The organism is Nostoc sp. EspVER01, from assembly GCF_034530635.1.
GTDB lineage: Bacteria > Cyanobacteriota > Cyanobacteriia > Cyanobacteriales > Nostocaceae > Nostoc.
The window spans coordinates 58,136-79,168 of record NZ_JAVRCS010000024.1 but is presented as its reverse complement, the minus strand read 5'-3'; the positions used below and the strand labels follow the sequence as shown (position 1 = coordinate 79,168).

The 21,033-nt window shown below is 41.7% G+C and carries 24 protein-coding genes; 13 read left to right on the top strand and 11 right to left on the bottom strand.

The annotated features are described in order from the left end of the window. Positions 1-209: 209 nt before the first annotated feature. The 3 genes from RMX69_RS19835 to RMX69_RS19825 form a co-directional block, all read right to left on the bottom strand. Complete coding sequence (locus RMX69_RS19835; RefSeq protein WP_322638471.1) at positions 210-1,973, bottom strand: tetratricopeptide repeat protein; 1,764 nt, start codon at positions 1,971-1,973, stop codon at positions 210-212. Continuing rightward, the gene (locus tag RMX69_RS19830; RefSeq protein WP_289799497.1) at positions 1,963-3,255 is read right to left on the bottom strand and encodes an ATP-binding protein; all 1,293 of its coding nucleotides are present in this window, start codon (positions 3,253-3,255) and stop codon (positions 1,963-1,965) included. Before RMX69_RS19830 ends, RMX69_RS19835 begins: the two co-directional genes overlap by 11 nt. Before the next feature lie 500 nt (positions 3,256-3,755). Beyond that, the gene (locus tag RMX69_RS19825) at positions 3,756-3,950 is read right to left on the bottom strand and encodes a hypothetical protein (RefSeq protein WP_322638470.1); all 195 of its coding nucleotides are present in this window, start codon (positions 3,948-3,950) and stop codon (positions 3,756-3,758) included. A gap of 177 nt (positions 3,951-4,127) precedes the next feature. Here RMX69_RS19825 and RMX69_RS19820 point away from each other — a divergent pair, with 177 nt between their 5' ends. Together RMX69_RS19820 and RMX69_RS19815 are read left to right on the top strand one after the other, a co-directional pair. Next, a complete protein-coding gene (locus RMX69_RS19820; RefSeq protein WP_322638469.1) occupies positions 4,128-4,493 on the top strand; it encodes a hypothetical protein in 366 nt (121 codons plus the stop codon). Positions 4,494-4,650: 157 nt separating this feature from the next. Next, entirely contained in the window at positions 4,651-4,863 is a 213-nt protein-coding gene (locus tag RMX69_RS19815) for a DUF6887 family protein (protein WP_322638468.1), read from the top strand. 287 nt (positions 4,864-5,150) lie between these two features. Here the strand turns inward: RMX69_RS19815 and RMX69_RS19810 are convergent, their stop codons facing one another. Continuing rightward, positions 5,151-7,160 carry an SUMF1/EgtB/PvdO family nonheme iron enzyme gene (locus tag RMX69_RS19810; RefSeq protein ID WP_322638467.1) on the bottom strand — a complete coding sequence of 670 codons (2,010 nt, stop codon included), beginning with the start codon at positions 7,158-7,160 and terminating at the stop codon, positions 5,151-5,153. A 1-nt stretch (position 7,161) separates the two neighbouring features. Continuing rightward, on the bottom strand, positions 7,162-7,557 hold the full coding sequence (locus tag RMX69_RS19805) for a hypothetical protein (RefSeq protein WP_289799492.1): 396 nt from the start codon (positions 7,555-7,557) through the stop codon (positions 7,162-7,164). Between the two features lie 246 nt (positions 7,558-7,803). Here RMX69_RS19805 and RMX69_RS19800 point away from each other — a divergent pair, with 246 nt between their 5' ends. After that, the gene (locus RMX69_RS19800; RefSeq protein WP_322638466.1) at positions 7,804-8,688 is read left to right on the top strand and encodes an Rpn family recombination-promoting nuclease/putative transposase; all 885 of its coding nucleotides are present in this window, start codon (positions 7,804-7,806) and stop codon (positions 8,686-8,688) included. A gap of 105 nt (positions 8,689-8,793) precedes the next feature. On the opposite strand, the gene RMX69_RS19795 is transcribed toward RMX69_RS19800, so the two are convergent. The 3 genes from RMX69_RS19795 to ndhC are packed head-to-tail and all read right to left on the bottom strand — an operon-like array spanning position 8,794 to position 10,407. After that, on the bottom strand, positions 8,794-9,324 hold the full coding sequence (locus tag RMX69_RS19795; RefSeq protein ID WP_322638465.1) for an NAD(P)H-quinone oxidoreductase subunit J: 531 nt from the start codon (positions 9,322-9,324) through the stop codon (positions 8,794-8,796). Further along, positions 9,317-10,054: a photosynthetic/respiratory NAD(P)H-quinone oxidoreductase subunit K gene (gene ndhK / locus RMX69_RS19790; RefSeq protein WP_292779064.1), complete on the bottom strand. Its 738-nt coding sequence runs from the start codon at positions 10,052-10,054 to the stop codon at positions 9,317-9,319. Before ndhK ends, RMX69_RS19795 begins: the two co-directional genes overlap by 8 nt. Continuing rightward, positions 10,045-10,407, bottom strand: coding sequence for a photosynthetic/respiratory NAD(P)H-quinone oxidoreductase subunit C (gene ndhC, locus RMX69_RS19785; RefSeq protein WP_012411797.1), 363 nt, complete (start codon positions 10,405-10,407; stop codon positions 10,045-10,047). The genes ndhK and ndhC overlap by 10 nt, the downstream gene beginning before the upstream one ends. A gap of 324 nt (positions 10,408-10,731) precedes the next feature. On the opposite strand from ndhC, the gene RMX69_RS19780 reads away from it, so the two are divergent. The 6 genes from RMX69_RS19780 (at position 10,732) to RMX69_RS19755 (ending at position 13,120) form a co-directional block, all read left to right on the top strand. Further along, a complete protein-coding gene (locus tag RMX69_RS19780; RefSeq protein ID WP_069071324.1) occupies positions 10,732-11,067 on the top strand; it encodes a rubredoxin in 336 nt (111 codons plus the stop codon). Positions 11,068-11,208: 141 nt separating this feature from the next. Beyond that, the gene (locus RMX69_RS19775; protein WP_289799487.1) at positions 11,209-12,228 is read left to right on the top strand and encodes a photosynthesis system II assembly factor Ycf48; all 1,020 of its coding nucleotides are present in this window, start codon (positions 11,209-11,211) and stop codon (positions 12,226-12,228) included. 174 nt (positions 12,229-12,402) lie between these two features. Continuing rightward, positions 12,403-12,651, top strand: coding sequence for a cytochrome b559 subunit alpha (gene psbE, locus RMX69_RS19770; RefSeq protein ID WP_094348030.1), 249 nt, complete (start codon positions 12,403-12,405; stop codon positions 12,649-12,651). A gap of 9 nt (positions 12,652-12,660) precedes the next feature. After that, positions 12,661-12,798: a cytochrome b559 subunit beta gene (psbF, locus tag RMX69_RS19765; RefSeq protein ID WP_015115279.1), complete on the top strand. Its 138-nt coding sequence runs from the start codon at positions 12,661-12,663 to the stop codon at positions 12,796-12,798. Between the two features lie 8 nt (positions 12,799-12,806). Next, positions 12,807-12,929 carry a photosystem II reaction center protein L gene (locus RMX69_RS19760; RefSeq protein ID WP_094332364.1) on the top strand — a complete coding sequence of 41 codons (123 nt, stop codon included), beginning with the start codon at positions 12,807-12,809 and terminating at the stop codon, positions 12,927-12,929. A 71-nt stretch (positions 12,930-13,000) separates the two neighbouring features. Then, positions 13,001-13,120: a photosystem II reaction center protein J gene (locus RMX69_RS19755; RefSeq protein WP_012411803.1), complete on the top strand. Its 120-nt coding sequence runs from the start codon at positions 13,001-13,003 to the stop codon at positions 13,118-13,120. Between the two features lie 310 nt (positions 13,121-13,430). Here RMX69_RS19755 and RMX69_RS19750 read toward each other — a convergent pair whose 3' ends face one another. Further along, positions 13,431-13,580, bottom strand: a complete 150-nt coding sequence (locus tag RMX69_RS19750; RefSeq protein ID WP_289799485.1) for a photosystem I reaction center subunit VIII — start codon at positions 13,578-13,580, stop codon at positions 13,431-13,433. A 228-nt stretch (positions 13,581-13,808) separates the two neighbouring features. Continuing rightward, positions 13,809-16,991, bottom strand: a complete 3,183-nt coding sequence (locus RMX69_RS19745; RefSeq protein ID WP_416211624.1) for a hypothetical protein — start codon at positions 16,989-16,991, stop codon at positions 13,809-13,811. 602 nt (positions 16,992-17,593) lie between these two features. Between RMX69_RS19745 and RMX69_RS19735 the strand changes: the two genes are divergently transcribed. After that, positions 17,594-17,791, top strand: a complete 198-nt coding sequence (locus tag RMX69_RS19735; RefSeq protein ID WP_289799484.1) for a hypothetical protein — start codon at positions 17,594-17,596, stop codon at positions 17,789-17,791. Positions 17,792-17,871: 80 nt separating this feature from the next. Beyond that, a complete protein-coding gene (locus RMX69_RS19730; protein WP_094348027.1) occupies positions 17,872-18,348 on the top strand; it encodes a Tic20 family protein in 477 nt (158 codons plus the stop codon). Between the two features lie 3 nt (positions 18,349-18,351). Here the strand turns inward: RMX69_RS19730 and RMX69_RS19725 are convergent, their stop codons facing one another. Next, positions 18,352-19,125: a fumarylacetoacetate hydrolase family protein gene (locus tag RMX69_RS19725; protein WP_322638462.1), complete on the bottom strand. Its 774-nt coding sequence runs from the start codon at positions 19,123-19,125 to the stop codon at positions 18,352-18,354. Positions 19,126-19,487: 362 nt separating this feature from the next. Here RMX69_RS19725 and rpsF point away from each other — a divergent pair, with 362 nt between their 5' ends. Together rpsF and RMX69_RS19715 are read left to right on the top strand one after the other, a co-directional pair. Continuing rightward, on the top strand, positions 19,488-19,856 hold the full coding sequence (gene rpsF / locus RMX69_RS19720; protein ID WP_289799482.1) for a 30S ribosomal protein S6: 369 nt from the start codon (positions 19,488-19,490) through the stop codon (positions 19,854-19,856). Between the two features lie 201 nt (positions 19,857-20,057). Continuing rightward, positions 20,058-20,618: an Npun_F5560 family protein gene (locus RMX69_RS19715; protein WP_094348024.1), complete on the top strand. Its 561-nt coding sequence runs from the start codon at positions 20,058-20,060 to the stop codon at positions 20,616-20,618. Positions 20,619-21,033: the final 415 nt, after the last annotated feature.

The following is a 21,033-nucleotide window of genomic DNA, read 5'->3' as shown; positions in this document are numbered from 1 at the left end:
AAATTGCCTACCTTAGCTTATATAGGACTTACGCAAAAATTGCTAAAAACCTTAATTTATCGAACCGCCAAGACGCCTTCGCGAAGCGTCTCGAAGAGAAAAGCGCCGAGAATTCGTAGAGTATGCGTAAGTCCTATTATATATTGCGAACATTTTTAGTCATTATCATTAGGTTTTTCATCACAGATTGTTTAAATCGCTACTTCCTTTTAATTATTCTGCATTGCTGTGACAAGTTTCTCTAAATTTTGACGAACAGTAACACTACGGTGATGATTTACACCCCAGACTCGTTCGCAAATATCTAAAGCTTGCAAATAAAGCGGTTTTGCTTCACCGTAACGTCCAGTTGCACGATAAATTTCTGCCAAATTATTGAGGCTTTCAGCAACATTGGGATGATTTTCTCCCAATAGGTGCTTATCAAGTTCTAAGGCTTTTATACATAAGGATTCCGCTTCATTGTAACGCCCCTGTTCCCTGTACATATAACCCAAAGCGTAAATAGTATCTGCTAAAAGCGGATGCGCTTTTTGTAATACACGCTCCTTGAGTTCCAATGATTCTAAAAACAAAGATTCCGCTTCACTGTAGCGTCCTTGAGCGCGGTATATTAAACCTAAATTGTGCAAATCTGTAGCAACATCAGGATTGTCTTCTCCCAAAAATCGCTTATCTAATTCTATTGCTTGTTGCGATAAAGGTTCAGCTTCACTGTAACGTCCTTGATGATAATAAAGTAGCGCTAAATTATTTAGTATAAGAGCGAAAGAAAGATGATTTTCGCCAACCAGACGTTTTTCAAGTTCTAATGATTGCAAATACAGTGGTTCTGCTTCGTCATAACGTCCTTGTTCATCATATAGTAATGCCAAATTGTTCAGACTGACGGCAACATCGGCATGGTTTTCTCCCCATAGTCTTTTTCTCAGTTCTAAAGCTTGTTGATATAGAAGTTCCGCTTTATTATATTGCCCAGTTGATTTGTAAAGTCCTGCCAAATTATTCAGGCTAGTGGCAAAAGCCGGATGATTTTCTCCTAACAGGCGTTTCCTCAATTCTAAAGCTTGTTTATATAAGGGTTCGGCTTCAGCATAGTTTCCGATTGCACGATATATTCCTGCTAAATTGTTGAGGCTATTAGCTAAGTCTATCTGCAAACCCAATTCATTTTGTAACTCACTCGCCTGACGCCAATATTTAATTGCTAATTCTTGTTCTTCTTGATAATTTTGAGATTCACCCCGATCTAATCTGCTGTGGTAAATATCGCCCAATCTTGAGTACAAAGTAGCCAAGGTGGGGTCTTTAGTTCCCCGTTCTTGTTCTACTTTCTCGATTAACCTTTGTAAATCTTGAATGGGTAAGAAAAAGCGATTAGTTTCATTAGTATCTGTGCTGGCTAATTCTGTGTCTCGAAAAACAAAGCGGATATTTTCTAGTTCTTTACCAGGAATAGCATTTGTCTTTTTAGATTCAAACCGGAATACACCATTGCGCCAACTCCAAAAATCAGGCGCTTTTTTAATCAGGTTGACTAAAATTTGGTTAGTTACCCAAAGTACAATTGCAAACGGAAATTCGCGCAATCCTTCCCTAGTCCACTGTAAGTAACCAAAAAATTTCTCCTGTTCTGATTGCTCATTTCCCAACCTAAGAAAATACAATTGTTCAGCACCCGTCACAGTAATCACCGCCGGATGCTGCTGACGGAGATATTCTTCTTGTTGTACCAGTTGGTTAAGAGCAGCTTTCAGGCTTGGTTCTTGACGTGCTAAAGTTACTCGATATGCACTGAAGGCGGGTTGTAGTTCAGCTTCATATTGAGCAATAATCTGATCGCGAAAGCTAGCATCATCGCAAACCGCAATCAGTAAATTTAATCCCCGCTTTTGAGCTTCAATAGAAACAATTAAATCATCATACGCATCTTGATTTTCTCCTTCATCATCTAATAATTCCTCATTTAACATTAATAGCTCCCTGTCTTCTCAAGCTTTCGATAATAATTGGATGAACATCATACCAAGTTTCATCAGTGCGATATTCTAGAACATACAGCCCATGTAACAAATCTAAAAACTCTGCTTGTTTGGGGTCATTGGGCATAAATTGCTCATAAACACTCTGCAAAATATCGATATCAGTTTTTCCTAACCGTATCGAAAAATCATTGCGAATTTTATTGATTGCTTGCAAAAGAATTTTATCATCAATAATAACTTCGGCTGAAGGATTTCGCCGAATCATTCGCAAACAAATGCGACAACATTCCTTAGAAATCCGAATTAATTCTCGCAATACACCACCACTGTAAATTACGATTTTTTCAGCAGTTTCAGGCGCAATTAATTCACTAGGAATCCGTTTTTGTAAAACTTCACCGAGAATCTTTGTTGCTTCCGGGCGAGGTTGGGCATTAGGAAAGCGATTTTTACCTTTATCAAATATTTTTAAGACAGGCATTGCCACAACTTGATCGTTGGTTTCAGTGGCAATTATTGTGCTAATAAATGTTTCTCGAAGGACTGCGATCGGTATGGTGTAGATAATTTGAAAGTTAGGTTGGCAGAGAGCTTTAATATTATCTCGATAAATTTCGTTAACTCTGCCTAAGTCAAGTTTATCTAAATCATCAATAATTACTAAAACGTTTTGTTTAGTTGCAGCTTGAATTAAAGCAGCAATTTCGTTAATTCTGGCAACTAAATCTGATAACTTGCGTTCAAATTCTTGCTTAATTTCATCCCGAACGCTTGCATCAGCTTTTAATTTAGAACTAATCAATTTTAGGAGGTCAAAACCTATACTAGCTTCTGCTTGTAAATTTAATTCTTCAGTACGAGTGCGGGTAGCAAACCACTTATAAAGAGCTTCTTTAGTAGATTGCGGAATATCAACCTTGCGGGCTTCTGCCTCTGTCATTAAATTAACTGCGATCGCAAACAGTATATTAATATGATTAACAGCCGACATTTCAATTTTGTCAGCAATAGAAAAGAGAACTACAAAATATTTATCTTGAATTTGTCGGCTGAATTCAGCTAACAAAGTAGACTTACCACATCCCCGATGTCCTGTAAAGACAATTTTGCCATCTCCATTAGGACTATCTTCTACTAATTGGTTCAGGTCTGCAATCAAATCATCACCATACTCGACTCGAAATCTTTCCATTTCGTTCCGTTCCATCAACGGGAACAGTTCGAGATTACTGTATGCTTCTTGAAAGGAGTTTAATAAGTCTTGAGACATTGGATGGTGCTGTTAACGTGCTAACTATTCATATAATGGCTCATGATCTTTGAAGCACAAGTTTAGGTCATGTCTAAGATAGAGTATGCTTACATAACTTCTCAAATTACGTTAATAAATAACTACTAGGTGAGCGGTATGTTATGTCTTAAAAAGAGATGCCCTAGTTTCCAAGTTTTAACCTATCAATAAGTAACAGAGGTCAATAATAAATCAGACTGAATGATAGATTATACATTCGATAATTTCAACTGAATGATAGATTATACAGATAACATCCTAAAAGCTACTTAACATATAAATAAAATAAAATTTTTAGTTATAAAAATAAATTTTTAGTGTGCTTCGTCTCATTTCCATTCAGCCGATGCGATGGTAGCTGTTGTTACTATTAGTTAGTAGTCTGTCAAGGAATAATTAACGAGTACATTCTTTGTAGAGACGGCGATTTATCGCGTCTGTCTAACGCGTCAATTTTTTAGACGCGATAAATCGCGTCTCTACATGAGATAATAAAGCTCCGCGACATCAAAACCAGCTTTTGCGACATCAAAACCAGCTTTTGCGACATTAAAACTAGCTTTTGCGACATTAAAACTAGCTTTTGCGACATCAAAACTAGCTTTTGCGACATTAAAACTAGCTTTTGCGACATCAAAAGCAGCTTTTGCGACATCAAAACCAGCTTTTCTCAACGGATTTCAGCAAATATACCCGCATCTATCTAATTGGCTAATGCCATCCAATGCTTTTATAATTCTGTAACTTCACTGTGGCTAGTGCATCTGCCTATTGCGTACCTTGATGATATATAAATAACTCAGTGTATCAAATCGGGGTTATTTATAAATTAATCCAAATAGGAAAACTATATGCAACGGAAACGAAACTCCATCTCACTGACTAAAGCTGAACGACGGATTGAAGGAATGCAGACAATTAACCCTGAGTTAGACTTTAGTAATGGGTTTTCAATTGCTACTTACAACACTAAAGTAATTGAGTTACGAGAAAAGTTAGCCGCTTATAATCAAGCACAAACAATAGTAGATAAGACACACAATGCATTAATAGAAGCAGAACGAGAGTTGAATACTTATTCTGAGCAAATGCTGTTAAATGTTGCATCTTGCTATGGCAAAAATAGTGATGAATATGGGATGGCTGGTGGAACGCGCAGGTCAGACCGCAAGAAACCACGTCCAGTAGTAAAGCAAACAGTCTTAAATCAGTCGTGAACAATAAGATCCCCGACTTCTTTGAGAAGTCGGGGATCTGAGTTTCTCGATTTTCACAACTCATTTAGGATTGCTATAGATGGTTTGATATTTTCCCCTTACCTGCTATAGATAACATAGAGATAGAAATCTATCGCAATGGTTTTTGGAGGTTCTTGTGATTGAGCCAGACTTTAGCAGCATGAGCAAAACCGAGTTAAGAGCCTTCGTCATTGCTCACCCCGACAACAAAGCAGCGTTTCGTGCTTTTGTTGACCGCTTTACATCTAAAGCGTCTCCAGAGACTTTTGATATCCCAAAATCTAATGCTGAGATTGAAGAAGTGGAAATTTTGATTAGACAAAAATTAGAACAATTAAATAATTCGTAATTTGTAATACTTCGGCTGCGCTCAGTACAAGTTCGTAATTCGTAATTAAGTTTTGTGACGGGGATTTAAACCCACGGTACTCGGTTAAAAATGAGCTAGATTTTAGAAGTTTTTTTTTAATGTCGCAAAATTAATTGAGTCGAACAACTGTTCGGTTTTGCAACCTACCAAGCTATCCGACTCGGTTTTATATTCGGAGGTTGTCGCCTTCCTCGGTGGTTCAGGTCTGGACTCCCTGGTGTACGCTCGATAAATTCCCACTTACCAACTCTGACAATGGGGAGTACTCAAGCCACAGCTACCGCCACCACGCGAAAACCAATATTGCTGTCACCATACGCGTGCGATTGTCTAACGCGAGAGGCAGAACGGCAATACCTAGCGTCGAAGTCGTTCCAACTACCGCCACGCAGCAGCTTAAAGTTATTATCTTTACCAGGTAGCCACGCACCACCATCTTTTGCCACACCCTGGTAATTGTCATTATATACATCTTGACACCATTCCCATACATTACCATGCATATCGTATAAACCGAAAAAGTTAGGCGGAAATTTTCCTACACCTGTTGTTTGTTGACGATATTCGCCCTTTGGTGCAGAGCCGTAAGGATATTTACCGTTGTAGTTAACTAAATCTGTGGTAATCGTTTCACCAAAATAAAATCGGGTTTTCGTTCCAGCACGACAAGCATATTCCCATTCGGCTTCACTGGGTAATCGATAGGTTTTTTCTGTCTTTTGGCTCAATTTTTTATAAAATTCTACTGCATCATCCCAACTAACCTGTTCTACAGGTCGTTTCTCACCTTTGAAGTTGGAAGGATTATTACCCATAATTGCTTGATACTGTGCCTGGGTAATTTCATATTTACCCATGAAGAACCCAGGTACTTTTACCTGATGCTGTAGACTTTCATTTTTATCTCTCCCTGCTTCCCCTTCCGGTGAACCCATCATAAAGGTTCCCCCTGGTATCTGCACCATTTCCAGGGTGACACCATTCCCTAAGTTTTCAACAAAGTATTTCGCTTCATTTTTACTACGGTTGGCGATATTTCCCCTTGCATCCACTTTGACAACTTCAAATTGAAAGCTTTTTAGGCTAGATGGCCAAAAACGTGGTACTGCAATTGTCAAACCCAACCCAGCAACTGCAAACCCAGTAGTTTGAACTACACGTCGTCGTGACCAGTTAGGTAATATTAATTTTTTTGATGGTGTTGAAGGTATTGCAAATTGTCCCGCACCAGAAGTTTGAGTATTAATAACAGGGGATGATGAGGTTGGCTTAGGAGTTGGAATTTGAGGAGGTTTACTTATAGGTGTATTTGTGACTGACTTAGATTGTTCTGGAACTGTTTGCTGAGGTAAATCAGGATTTACAGAACTATTTCGCAACCCTTCAATTCTTTGTAAACTTCTCACCGCCTCCATATCTTGACCTGAAGCAGCTACTAATACCCGAATCCATAATTGCTCTGCTAAATCTAAATTCCTGTTTACTTCTGCTTGGTAAGCATCATTTTTCAACGTGGCGATATCTGCTAGAGTTGCATATCGTGGCACAAGTATTAGGTGAGATTTATTCACAGGTTCAGCAATCACATAAGGCGTTTGCCTTGTATTCTTATGCTGGCGAACCAATTCAGGCACACGAAACTTGAGATATTGCTCCAATCGTTCAACAGTAGCGCATCGACCTTGAATTCCTAACCCTTCTAGTAATGCAGTAGTAAAAGCACCTTGTTGTAAAGCTTCAATTTCATAAGAATATTGCTGGGGAATACAAGAAAAAATGCTGATAACTCCTTGTTGACGTGCTTCTTCTGCGGTTTGTCGCCCAATTCCTTCACCTGTTTTTTTACCTTCATTGCGACAAGCATCCAGAATCAAGACAACATTATCAGCACCGCAGCGACGCAGACGTTCACTCACAAAGTTAATCGCAATTGCCGTGTTTTCAATATCCTCTGGATCGCCATCACAGGGCATGAGATAATCACGGTCAGCGTATCTTATCCCATGCCCACTGAAGAAAAACCAGAAATTATCTCCTGCTCCCATAAAGGAATTGTCAAATAACTGCCGCAAGACTCGCAGCAAGTTAGTGCGAGTTGGGCGAGTCGATTTTCCAGCAAGTTCAGGAGAGTCATCGGAAAAGAAGAATATCCGCTCAAATCCGGCTTCATTGCCCAGAAACTCCTGCATTAACTGTGCATCCCGCTTGGCATAGTTTAGCGGTTGCAGATAATCATAGTGGTTAATTCCGATCGCGATCGCCCAATTTTTTGCCATCTCACCCTGGTTCTTGGCGCTTAAACTTCAGCTTAATCGCTCCTTTACTCCCAGCTTTGACACCACTGCCAATTAATTTAACTTCCCCATCTGCACTAATTTCTACCGATAACTCAATTTCATCTAGCTGCATCTTGGAGTTGACTTTTGCTTGCTGTTCAGCTTGACTAAATAAACTTGTCACTAATTTAAGAAAGTGACTCATATTTTGCTCTAATGTTTGAGCGCTAACCTTAACGGCATCTCCTACCCCTTTGCTACCAGTGCTTTCCCTGATAGTTTCGTCTCCCCAACTGCGTGTATTAGTACTCACGCCTTTAGCACCATCAGGAATCGATATTTGCGGCACTTCATCCGTCACAATCCAAATGCCGTCGTTTTGGGGTGTTTCTGACATATTACTTTAAATATTTAGATTAAATTGTCCCACAAATATAAATACAACGGTAGAGATAGCGATTCCGATTACTAAGAAATCTCACTGAGCATTTTAGCGATCGCACTCAAATTATCTCAGATTGGGTGCGATGTCTACGACGGGCTTTGCCTACGCTTTCCCTAAATAGTCCAATCAAAAATCTAAATATCTGTAATCCAGTCTTAAGTACAATTATTTGATAACTTTCAGTATCTTTACAACCCCATGATCAAACCCGCCGATGTCAGCACCAAACGCTTAATTAGCCTTGCACCTGATAACTGGGTAAAATGGGTAACGCAAATTCCTGATATTGTTGCTGGCGAAATTCTCAACTCAGAATTTCAGTGGATAAGTCGAGAAAGTGATGTTTTAATCCGTGTCGAAAGTCCCCAGTATGGAAAATTTCTCGTTCTTAACGAATTACAACTGCGCTATAAACCAGAAATGCCGCGCAGGATGCGTGCCTACGCAGCACTCGCAGAAGAAAAATATAATTTGCCAACGTATCCAGTACTAATTAATATCCTCAAGGCAAGTGATGCTGAAATACCTACAAGTTACGCATTAAATATTGCTGGGTTACGTGCTATTCAAGATTACCGTGTCATTAACCTGTGGGAAGTTGATGTAAACATTGCCTTTACACAACCATTACCATCACTACTTCCATTTGTACCTATCCTCAAAGGAGGTGATAACGAGTCTACGATTCGGGACGCATTGCGAATATTACGTGCAGATGAACAATTGAATCAACTAGAAACAGTATTAGGATTTTTTGCTACCTTTGTATTAGATAGTGCAATAGTTCAACAAATTCTGAGGTGGGATATGGCACTTTTAGAGCAGTCGCCTTGGTATCAAGAAATTTTTAGCAAAGGGGAAGAACGAGGAGAAGCACGCGGAGAACTGCGAGGAAGAAAAGAAGAGTTATATTCAGGAATTGAATTAGCATTAGAAATTAAGTTTGGCAATCAAGGTTTAGAATTGATGCCGATAATCTCTCAAATTACGGATTTACAGAAATTAAAAACAATTCAACAGGCAATTAAAACTGTAAATACAGCTAATGAATTACAGCAAATTGTGTCAACTGACGTTATATAAAAACACCAAAAACATAACCCCTCTCCGCCACCGGAAAGGGGTTAATCACTGCCGAAACCACTATCTTGTACAGACGCGATTCATCGCGTCTCTAGTCAGCAATCTCTAATAAGCGTCTTGCAACTCGTAGAAATCAGGCGAGATGTAATCCTTCCGCAAAGGCCAACCTACCCAATCTTCCGGCATCAAAAGCCGCTTGAGATTTGGGTGTCCTTCGTAGATAATGCCGTACATATCGTAAGACTCGCGCTCTTGCCAATCTGCGGTTTTCCAAATCCAGTACACAGAAGGCACTACAGGATTTTCCCGTGGTAAGAACACCTTAACTCGAACTTCTTCGGGGCGATCGCTATTATCACCGACTTTAATCAAGTGATACATACTCACCAATTCTTGTCCTGGGCCAAGGTCAATACCACCTTGACACTGGAGATAATTAAACCCATAAGCATAAAGGGCTGTAGCGGTGGGAAGCAAGAAATCTGCCGGCACCTTAATTATCTCTACACCATTCTTATCTGGTGCTAAAAACTCATGGTCAAAACCATTTTCCGTTAACCATTGGGAAACTTTACCCGCTTGTACCAATGCCTCTTCTTTCGCTGCTGGTACTGGTTTAGATTCTTCTTCAGCCACGGGTTTGTTCCTCCTTTTGCGCCTTTTCTGTCAGCAGTGCAGGTGGTATTGGCATACCAATCGCTTCTGCCAATTCCTTCGGTGGTGCAGAGCGAGTTGCTGACTGCAAATACTTACCAGTTAAGATTTCTTCTACTGGCTTCAAATTATGAGTCGTGCTGTAATAGCGGTGAGTTTGCTTAATTTTATCCCGCTCTTGCATCGACTCATTGGAGATTTTCTTCCGCAGCTTAATGATTGCGTCAATAATTGCTTCGGGACGGGGAGGACAACCAGGTAAGTACACATCCACAGGAATCAGTTTATCGACTCCGCGCACGGCTGTAGGGGAATCAACGCTGAACATCCCGCCAGTAATTGTGCAAGCACCCATCGCAATTACATACTTTGGTTCTGGCATTTGTTCATAAAGACGCACCAGTTGCGGAGCCATCTTCATCGTAATAGTCCCTGCCGTAATAATTAAATCGGCTTGGCGGGGGCTAGAACGGGGAATTAGTCCAAAACGATCAAAGTCAAATCGGGAACCAATTAAAGCTGCAAACTCAATAAAGCAGCAAGCAGTACCAAATAACAACGGCCACAAACTAGAAAGCCGCGCCCAGTCGTAGAGGTCATCAACCGTCGTCAAAATGACGTTTTCTGAAAGGTCTTGAGTGACATTGGTACGCTCAATGGGGTTGATGATTCGTTCTTTACCCTGGGTTGTTAAGTTAGAATTCAAGACCATTCCAAAGCTCCTTTACGCCATGCGTAAACTAAAGCGACTACAAGAATTGCAATAAAGACTAGCGCTTCAATAAAAGCCAATAGCCCCAAACGGTGGAAAGCTACCGCCCAAGGATACAAGAAAACAGTCTCCACATCAAAGACGACGAAGACCAGAGCAAACATGTAGTAGCGAATGTTGAACTGAATCCAGGCTCCCCCGATAGGTTCCATACCAGATTCATAAGTGGTGCGACGTTCTGGGGCGTAACCACTGGGTCGTAGGAGCTTGGAAGCTGAGAGCGCTAAGGCAGGTACTAGGCTACAGATGATGAAAAAGCCTAGAAGGTACTCGTAACCGCTGAGGACAAACACAATGAGTATCTACCGCTTATGGAGTATTTTAAGTAGTGAGTTTTGAGTGCTGAGTGCTGAGTGCTGAGTGCTGAGTGCTGAGTGCTGAGTAGGGAATCTCACTCCTTTACTCAGAACTTTCGGAACTCGGAACTGTTTTACTCAACGCCCAATCCCTTAACTGCGTAACTTTCTTTTACATTATATCTGTTTGGTTTTTCTGAAATCTGGGAAACAGACGGACTTCAAGTATTTGATTCACTTTTGCTAGTGATAGAAAAGTCTAACAATTATGTCATAATTTTTAACGTATATTTAAGATTTCTTCTCTGCGAGGCCTTAGCCATGAGCGAACCAGCTGTTGAGACTCCGGTGTTAGACCGCTACGAGTGTCGCGCCTGCGGTTATGTTTACGAACCTGAGAAGGGAGATGACAAGCATGATATTCCTTCCGGGACACTCTTTGCAGAACTCCCTATAAATTGGCGCTGTCCAGTTTGTTCTGCTAAAAAGACCGCTTTTGCTAACATCGGCCCTGCCGGTACTGCATCCGGCTTTAAAGAAAATCTCGGTTATGGTTTGGGTGTTAACAACCTAACGCCAACCCAAAAGAATATCCTAATTTTTGGTGCTTTGGCTCTTGGGTTCTTGTTTTTTATCAGTCTTTACGGCTTACAATGACAGCCTTTAAGCAATTCCAAATAACGCTCTCTACCAAAGGCTTTACACTGCGCTAACAAAATTCAAAATGAAAAAGCCAGGACTTTACAGCATCCTGGCTGCCAACTTCTACAAAAATTTAGAAATAACTAAGAAATACTGATGCATTCAATTGTGAAAGGTTGGCAACGAATATTTGCCTTGTTAATAGTAGTCGTGATGTGCATAGGCTGTAGCCAAGTTCCCTCTGTTAGCTACAACCCTTGGAAAGTAATTTCTGTGCCAACAGACTCGAATTTATTGGATATTGCCTTTACTGATAACCTTGAGCATGGCTACTTAGTCGGTAGCAATGCCACCCTATTGGAAACTAATGACGGTGGTAATACCTGGAAACCAATAACACTGCAACTGGATGAGCAGAAGTATCGCTTTGACTCAGTAAGTTTTGCAGGCAAAGAAGGCTGGATTGCCGGAGAGCCTGGACTGTTACTACACACTACCGATGAAGGTGCTTCTTGGTCGCGTATCCCCCTGAGCGAAAAGTTACCAGGTAGTCCGATCGCAGTTAAGGCACTGGCAGATAATACAGCTGAAATGGCTACTAATGTCGGAGCCATATATAAGACCACAGACGGCGGTAAAAACTGGAAAGCCCAGGTGGAATCAGCAGTGGGTGTAGTACGTAACTTGGAACGTTCTGCTGATGGTAAATATATTGCGGTTTCTGCTAAGGGTAGTTTCTACTCGACTTGGGAACCAGGGCAAGATGCTTGGGTACCTCATAACCGCAATAGTTCTCGGCGGTTAGAAAACATGGGTTTTACGGAGAATGGGCAATTGTGGTTGCTAGCTAGAGGAGGTCAAGTTCAGTTTAGCGATCCAACTAAACCTGAAGAATGGCAAAAGGCACAATATCCAGAGTTATCGACCAGTTGGGGTTTACTGGATTTGGCATATCGTACACCCAATGAAATTTGGGTAGGTGGCGGTAGCGGTAATTTGCTACGCAGTGCCGACGGTGGCAAAACCTGGGAAAAAGACCGTGACATAGAAGAAGTTGCGGCTAATTTGTACAAGATTGTGTTCTTAGAGCCAGAGCGGGGATTTATAATTGGCGATCGCGGCGTTTTACTCAAATATCTACCAAACCCTGAAACAACTTCCCCAGAGGCGGCTTAGGTTTAGTGAGGCAGAGGAGCAGGGGAGCAGGGGAGCAGGGGAGGCAGGGGAAGAATGCTTAATGCCCAATGCCCCATACCTAATTTCTGAGAAGAACGTTGCAACTTGTAACTCTTTCTTAACTTTGTAGGATAATAAACTCAATAACACTCTATGTATAAGGTAGGGATCTAAATGTCAGGTACCACTGGAGAACGTCCGTTTTCGGACATTATTACTAGCGTTCGTTACTGGGTAATTCACAGCATCACCATCCCGGCATTATTTATTGCTGGTTGGCTATTTGTTAGCACCGGACTGGCTTATGATGCTTTTGGTACACCCCGTCCCAACGAGTATTTCACACCAGCGCGGCAGGAAGTGCCCATTGTGAAGAACCGTTTTGAAGCTAAAAAACAAGTTGAAGAATTTATTGGAAAGTAGTTTGAGATCATGACTAGCGGAAACAACATCAATCAACCAGTTACCTATCCAATTTTTACCGTTAGATGGCTGGCAGTACACACTTTAGGTGTACCAACTGTATTCTTTTTGGGCGCGATCGCCGCAATGCAATTTATTCAACGTTAGGAGCAACTATGGCAGAAAGATCGCCCAATCCCAATAATCAGCCGGTTGAATTAAACCGGACTTCGCTATACCTGGGACTACTACTAGTTTTCGTTCTGGGGATTCTGTTTTCCAGTTACTTCTTTAACTAATTGGAACTACTTGTTGTTAGTCTTTGTTTATTGAACGTGTGTTGATTTGTTGTTAAGGGAGGAGAGAAGCTGTGTCTGGAAGTGGGAGAATTCCCCTGTGGGTCGTCGCTACGATCGCAGGTTTAGGTATAATTACAGTCTTGGGCATTTTCTTTTATGGTGCCTACGCCGGACTCGGTTCTTCGATTTAACATTAGTTAGTTTGAACCGAATACTATAAGTTAGAACTTTCTAGCATTTGTTGAGAAATCAACGTTAAAAAAACCGCCTGTCTCTATGAGATGGGCGGTATTAATTTTGGTCATTTGTCATTTGTCCTTTGTTTTTTGCAAATGACTAATGATATCATGTCCGCTTGATTGCTTATTAAACCCGAAGAACCGCACTCCGCCAAAGCTGTGCTTTGTCTCCCCTCCCCGCAGGCGGGGAGGGGGTTGGGGGTGGGGTTATTTTATTATGGGTAATTTGGCGGACATGATATGACTAATCACTACATCAGTATCAGTTGATATCGCTGATATCATCGCTTTCAATGTATAAAAACAGAAACGCGAAGATCGCTCCTGGCAAAACCCAACCAATTATGGGCACGAAGATAGCAGACAAGTACGAAGTACTAGCCAAGACAGTAGGTAAAAAAGAAGTTGCCATAGTAAAGGTTCCTATGAAATCACACTACAATTCAAGATGAGCTTACTGCAATTCCTGCCAAATTTTTGAAATTCTTTCATATTTTTAACACAGGGAGATGGGGAGCAGGGGAGCAGGGGAGCAGGGGAGAGTTCAAATACCAAGTTCTTTCTCCTCTGCCCCTCTGCACCTCTGCCCCCCTGCACCTCTGCCTCTTGTGCCCAATACCCAATACCCCTCATACCTGAGTTACATACCCAGGAGTTCATCTAGTTGCAAGCTTGGCAAGTCTGGAGGAATCACGGTTCGCACTATTGTGACTTTGTGACTCTCCTGTTGGGTTGTTAGATCGAGTGCGATCGCTCCTAAGCGAATTTCCAAACAGCCAAAGGGAATGTTTAATTGTGTCATCACTTCCAAATCTCCTGATGCATTAGGAAGTAAATTTGTCAATAAATGGGGGCCATCTAGTAAGTAGCGAGTTTGATAATCTTCAAGCCATAACTTGACAACAACTTGCAGAGGTACTTCTGGCAGTACTACGCGCACTATGATAGACTTGCCAGCAATTAATTCGCCTTCTGGTACATACAAATGTGGAGTTGGCAAAGGCTCAGTGGCTGCCGCAATTATAGGTAAGGAAGAAGATGAATATAACAGTGGTTGCTCCTTTTCTTCAAAGGTGTAACTTCCAGTTGTATCGCCTTCCAGTTCGCTATCTGTATCATCTACAACGATTTCTTGCGCCAACCAAGCTGACGCTATATTTATTTTTATTGGAGGGGGAGGGGGCGGTACTTGTGTTAACAGAGCCGATGAGATTGTTGGTTCTTCTAGTAATTTTTCTATTTCCGTATCTTCTCCAATCCCTAGTTCCATTTCCTGCGCTGTGTCTATATCTTCCCTAAAGTTCTCCAGTTCAGGAGCCAACTCTTCACCTTCTTCCCATGTCTCTTGTCCCTGGCGCGTTTCAGTCAGGAGAAGTTGTGAACTGCTCAAACCTTCGTTCAGATTATTCTCTGGGTTGGCATCTAGGTCTAACAGCAAGTTAACATCAACATTCGCATTATTCGCATTTTCTGCACTAGGAGGAAGGGGTATCTGCTGTGGTGGAACATAGTTATTGTCATCTTGAGGTTGCAGATCGTTAATAGATTCAGGCAAAGAGTATCCTTGGCTCTGCATCCACTTCCTGAGCAGAGGAGATGAATAAAGGTTTCCTGTTGTAATTAATTGTGCATTTTGGGTGGCTACTACTTCAGCAATAGATTCTTCCTGGAATTGTGCGTTTTGCGAGGCTATTACTTCAGAAACAGATTCTTCCTGGAATTGTAAATTTTGTGGGGCTTCGCCTTCAGCAACAGATTCTTCCTGGAATTGTGCATCACCTACTACTAATTCAGGTATATTTTCATCTTCAGCCACACCTGCGTCCAACTTTGGCAAGTCTTCAGCCGCTTGAACTTCTAATGCATCTGGAGGAACATTGTTTTTTACTTTTTCTTCAGCATCATCTAGCGAAGCTTGTAGCCGTTTCAAGTATGGCAAAGTAGTCTCAAGTATTGGCATTCGACGTTGCTTGATGACCAACTGCTCTAAGTTGATGGCGGCTATAGTAGCATCCTTTTCTACAAGCTCCTCCGGTGTCTGTAGTTCTGCGACAACATCTGAGGGGATGTTGGCATCACTTTGAATAGGGGGCAGTTTTGGTAATTGAGGCAACGAAATACTTGAATTCTTGAACTTAGATGTCCGCAGGTTGGCTTCTCGCAGAACTTGCAGGTTAATTTGCGCTGGTAAAGGTGTGTTTGGAGATAGATGAACTATCTGAGACTGGTCTGTTTTTGGAGTCTTGACCAGATTTAATAGTTTCAAATCGAGCCTAACAGGTGTCTCTGTTTCTGTGAAAGCAGCAGATGAGTCCGATGTTGCTATGAGGTCATTTAAATATGTACTGGATTTTGCTGCGGCTGTGATTGCCAGTAATTCTGTTACATCTGCTGTAATGGTGAAGGACTGGGTGGCTAACGGCATGACTTCACCGCCATCGGCGAATTTACCATACAAACTGATATCTGCCAAAATTAGCTTGGATTCACAATCAGCAGGAATATCAATTGAGGTATTGATGCTAAAGGGCAACTCCTTATCTGATAAGGGTTGCCGTACTTTGGTCAAGATTTTCAAGTTTTTGGGCGATCGCAGTTCAATTTCTAGTTCAAGCGCCCGCAAGCTTTTTGAAGATGATGTTTCATCCCAATCTAGATTTGTCTTTTCTTGGAATTCTATGTACCCGTTGATTATAAGAGCTTGTCCCCAACGAGCAATATAATTATCCTGACTTAAAGTTAGCAGTAATGGTGGCGGTAGTTGTGTTGCCGAAGAATCTGTAACCTTTTCATCTTTGGGCAACAGTTCAGAGGTGGGTAAAGCTAAATCTATTAAATTTTGTAAAATATGCTCTGCCGTCTCTCCTTTGAGCCATACAGGACTTACAGGCTGATCGATAACTATATCTTCATCTTCTTCCGTTTCATCTAGTGCAACAGTGGTAACAAGGTTGCCATCTGTAGTAATTGCCAGTTCTTCAGAAACTGCGATCGCATTATCTAGCTCAATTACAGCTTCTGCTGGGGCATTAGATTCCAAGTTCTCTTCATCTGGCGCAACAGTGAGGTTGCCATCTGTAGTAATTGCCAGTTCTTCAGAAACTGCGATCGCATTATCTAGCTCAATTACAGTTTCTGGTGGGACATGAGATTCCAGGTTTTCTTCATCTGGCGCAACAGTGAGGTTGCCATCTGTAGTAATTGCCAGTCCTTCAGAAACTGCGATCGCATTATCTAGCTCAATTACAGTTTCTGGTGGGACATGAGATTCCAGGTTTTCTTCATCTGGCGCAACAGTGAGGTTGCCATCTGTAGTAATTGCCAGTCCTTCAGAAACTGCGATCGCTTTCTCAAACGTAAATAACGTAATTGCCGTTTCTGCTGGGGCATTAGATTCCAAGTTTTCAGAAACAGTATCTAGGCGATCGTTGGGTGAACTCGATCCTAAATTTTTCCTCGGCTCTCTCTCTGCTAACAGCGAGAAGACTTGAACTTGCACGCTGTATTGCCAAGATTTACCGAGCAAATCCGACATCAAATCGCCGGAACACCGCAACTCCCAAACTCCCGGTTGGAAGTAAGTAAAAGGAATTACCGCCATTATGCCTTCTGAATTAGTGCGACGCGATCGCTTGAAAATTCGCCGCGTTGGTTGAACTTCCTCAGTTGAAGAGTGAGTTACCCGCACTTCCACGTCTGTATTAAGAAGGTTAGAACGAGCCAAAACTCTATACTGTCCTTCCAAAATTTCCAAATTTGGCGATTCTAGGATATGCCACGAGCGAGCGCCTTGTTTCTGTATCAGAAATTGCCAGTGTTCCATTGTAAGTGATGCCCAGACCGACGAGCCGCTGAGTAATATTGTGTATTAACTTGCTTGCAAGTTTACCTCAGTATTTTAGAAATGCCTCACTTAAATGGCTATCAAGTTAACTCAATTTTACTGACTTGACTTCCCACCCTTTAACTACTCACCTCAAGGGAATTTCAATAAGTCGCCGTGTTGCTTGTGTGTAAAGCTTTTGTTGTTTTCTGAATATTAAGTTTGACACATCCTAGTGCTAAATTAACAGGGATGCAATGGATACCGTTAGTTGTCTTTGCTCAACTTAGTGCAACAAATTTTGTATTATTTTTTACTAAGATTTCCATTTTGCAATAGACACAACGTACAATAAATTTAAATTCACTTGAGAATTGTTATTGAATTGTAATTGCCCACATTTTTGCTACAAAGAGGTAGGATGTGGCTCTTAAGTGTTCTCTGCGATCGCCCAAGTTAGGCGCAAAGCCCATCGCAAATCACAACACTTAACCACGCAAAACGCATCCAATCTATCTGAAGTGGCTCTTTAAACCGCTACAAAACACGTCTTCCCCTGAATCAAATGTGGGTTGACAATGAGGATTTACAGGAGGGATTCGATGCTAGTCATTTTAATGGACGAGCAAATCCTTGCCCCTGAGCAAGTTTGCCAGTCTTGTTTACTCGCTGACGGGAGCGGTCAACCCCGTTGGCGTGGGGGTCGACTGCGCTGTGGTCAAGCCATTCGCAAACTTACTCAACAGCAGCCAGACCAGTATGAGTGCATGATGGGCTTTCGCATCGCCCATATAGAATAGTTGAATTTCTCAGCAAGACCTGCAACTGCGTTATCCTAAGCTCAAGTAACTATTAAAATTTAACCACAGGAGAACGCATAATGTCTTGGCGCGGGTCTACAACAGTTTCAGATCGGATTTTTGCTTCCTTACCTTATTTGCTTCCTCTAATTGAAGTTTTTGTATTTGGTAGATATTTGCTCTCAGAGTTTCCACCATTACAACTACTGTTTCTACCGCTTCTGCCATTGTTAAGAATTTACTACGGCGTGCGTTATGCAGGAATGATTATTTTCTTTGCTTTATTTTTGCTGGTAGTAAGAAACGAAAAAATCAGTCACTTTATTCGTTTCAACACTATGCAAGCAATCCTTTTGGACATCATTATCTTTTTGTTTAGCATTCTAACTGATGTTGTGGGACTAGTTCCCTCCGGTGGTTTTGCCATCCAAACCCTATCCACAACCATTTTTATCGGCATAGTGGGAGCAGTCGCATATTCAGTCATCCAGTCTGTGAGTGGACGTTATGCAGAAATTCCAGCGATTTCCGATGCAGTGTATATGCAAGTGCGTTAGAAGTTAACGGGTTGCTACGGTGTTTTCCAGGCGCCCGATACCTTCAATTTCTACGCGGACGCGATCGCCTGGATGCAAAGCACTTACACCCTCCGGCGTACCTGTAAGCACCAAATCACCAGGGAGTAGCGTCATCACCTGACTGATATAGGAAACTAAAACATCGGGGGAAAATACCATCTGATCGATACAGGCAGATTGGACTGGATTAGCGTCGTCATTTACAAAAGTCTGCAATCTTGCTCCTGGATTTAATTCTCGGACAATCCAAGGCCCCAAGGGACAGAAAGTATCAAAACCTTTGGCTCGCGTCCATTGACCATCCTGTTTTTGTAAATCCCGCGCTGTTACGTCATTGGCGATGGTGTAGCCCCAAATTTTGGTTTGAGCTACCTCTGGCGTACATTCAAAGGCATAATCGCCAATCACTAAAGCTAACTCTCCTTCGTAGTCAACTCTATGTGACTGGGGAGGATACTTAATTTCCCTTTCCGATGGAATGATCGACGTAGGTGGCTTAAGAAAGATTAGTGGCTCAGAAGGTACTGGAGTTCCCATTTCGGCTGCATGATCTGCATAATTCTTACCCACTGCCACAATTTTTGAGGGAGCGCAGGGAGCCAGAATTTGGTAATTTTCTGGTGTCAAAGTTAAATCAGTGGGTTGTCCATGTAACCAGGGTGGAGCATCTAGCACCTGCACATTCAGGGATAGCTGTAGTAACCCATAGTAAATCTGTCCTTCTGGATTTTGAATTCGCACGTAGCGCTGCGCCATAATCTTGATGAATATCCTTCTGCGATTAGAAACTGTGAGCCGATAGCAATCGTCAGTTAGCTGTTTAGCGAACCGATTGAGCCTTGAGCAAAAAAGCGATCGCTATAAGATGTCCTTAAAGAAAGATACCCCTTAGCATAGATATTGTGAAAGAAATATCGGGGTTGCCTCCTAACCTAGTTTTCATTAGGGACATCCAAAAAATCTAAACTTTGGCGATTTGGCTAATGAAACAAAATTGAAAACTGGTAAGATTATAGTTCCTTGTTGCTTCAGATGTTGATTAATACTGGCATTTTAAATAAAAGTCAGGTATAAATTAATATCGGCAGCCACTTTTGTCCATGAGGAAACTGAAAAATATGACTACAAATTACGAAACAATGTACATCCTCCGTCCTGACCTCGGAGAGGAACAGGTAGAGCAAGCGGTTACAAAATATCAGAATTTGCTTCGCGATCAAGGCGCCCAGGAGATCCAAATTCAAAATCGTGGTAAGCGCCGTCTGGCTTACGAAATCAAAAAACACCGGGATGGCATTTACATCCAATTAAACTACAGTGCGCCTGCAACTGCGATCGCTCCTTTTGAACGCGCCATGCGTCTGAGTGAAGAAGTAATTCGCTATTTGACAATTAAGCAGGACATTGAAGAAGAAAAACCCCCTAAAGAGGAAAAAGAAAAGCCCACTAAAGTAGCTGCACCTGCACCTGCAACTGCAACAGTTTAGGAAATGAGGAGATGAGGGAGATGAGGGAGAAATAATTAATCCCTAATCCCCAATTCCCGATCCCTATTCAATAAAATTTTGTCTTTTTCTTTTTTCGTGACTTGTTTGGGAATGCTAAATTAACAAATACTTGCCAAAGGTAGTACTCCCGCAGTTATACCTAAGAGTGGACAAGATTCTGAATGGGAGCTTTAAGCTACTGTGAGCCAATCTGATACACCTAATATTCAAGTTCTCTCGACGGAAGTATCGCAGCTACGCCAGGAGTTGCAACTTCGCGATCAATTAGTGCAACAACTTTCTCAAGAACTCTTCCGGCTGGTAAAGGGTAACACTAGTTTTATGCCTCAGCAGCCGGAATTTGAGCGCGATCTGACCCAGTTACACGCTTTACAAGAACAACTGCAAGCTGTAGAACAGCAGGTGGCATTTTACCAAGAGCAAATTACAACTCGTGACTCCGAAATTTATCAATTGCGACAGTCAGTTCAAGAACTTACCGATCGCACTCGGATGTTGGAGCAAGTAGTACAAGAGTTGCCTCAAATTTACCGTCGGAAGTTTGAGGAGCGGATGACGCCAGTGAGAGAAAAGGTAGCAACGCTACAACGGGAAAACCGCCAACTGCAAGCAGAACTGCAAAGTGTGAGTTACCGTTTAGCACTCAAAACTCGCAATGCTAGTCACAGCGGTATTGATTTACCAAATTTTCCCCGCCCAGCATCCGAACAAACTAATATTTCAACTCCCCAGAATGCCTAAAGTTACCATTATGGTGGAATCTAAGAGGTAAGAAATTGGTGTATCGAAGCATCTTGGAGGCATCCAAGTAGTAGATCGAGGCAAAAATAACTATAGAGTTAGAAATAACGTCAAAGCTCATATTCTAACCTTTCTTACCTCCTGCTTCCTTTCACTAGTTACGCCGTATATAAAACAATTAGCTTAGAGTAATTTGAAAAACCCTGTCTTTAAAAGGCTGGGGAGTATCACAAACAGTTGCATTTGCTTTGACCAATTTTAGTCATTTCTGAACTTGACTGCTTTAGGTAGATGATTATCCAATAAGCAGATTCATTCATCTGTAATTTATACTGCCTAGCTCAAAGCCATGAGTTTCCCTCAACATTCTTCTCTAGACAATAAAGAATATCAGCCTGCTAGCACCAGACTGTTA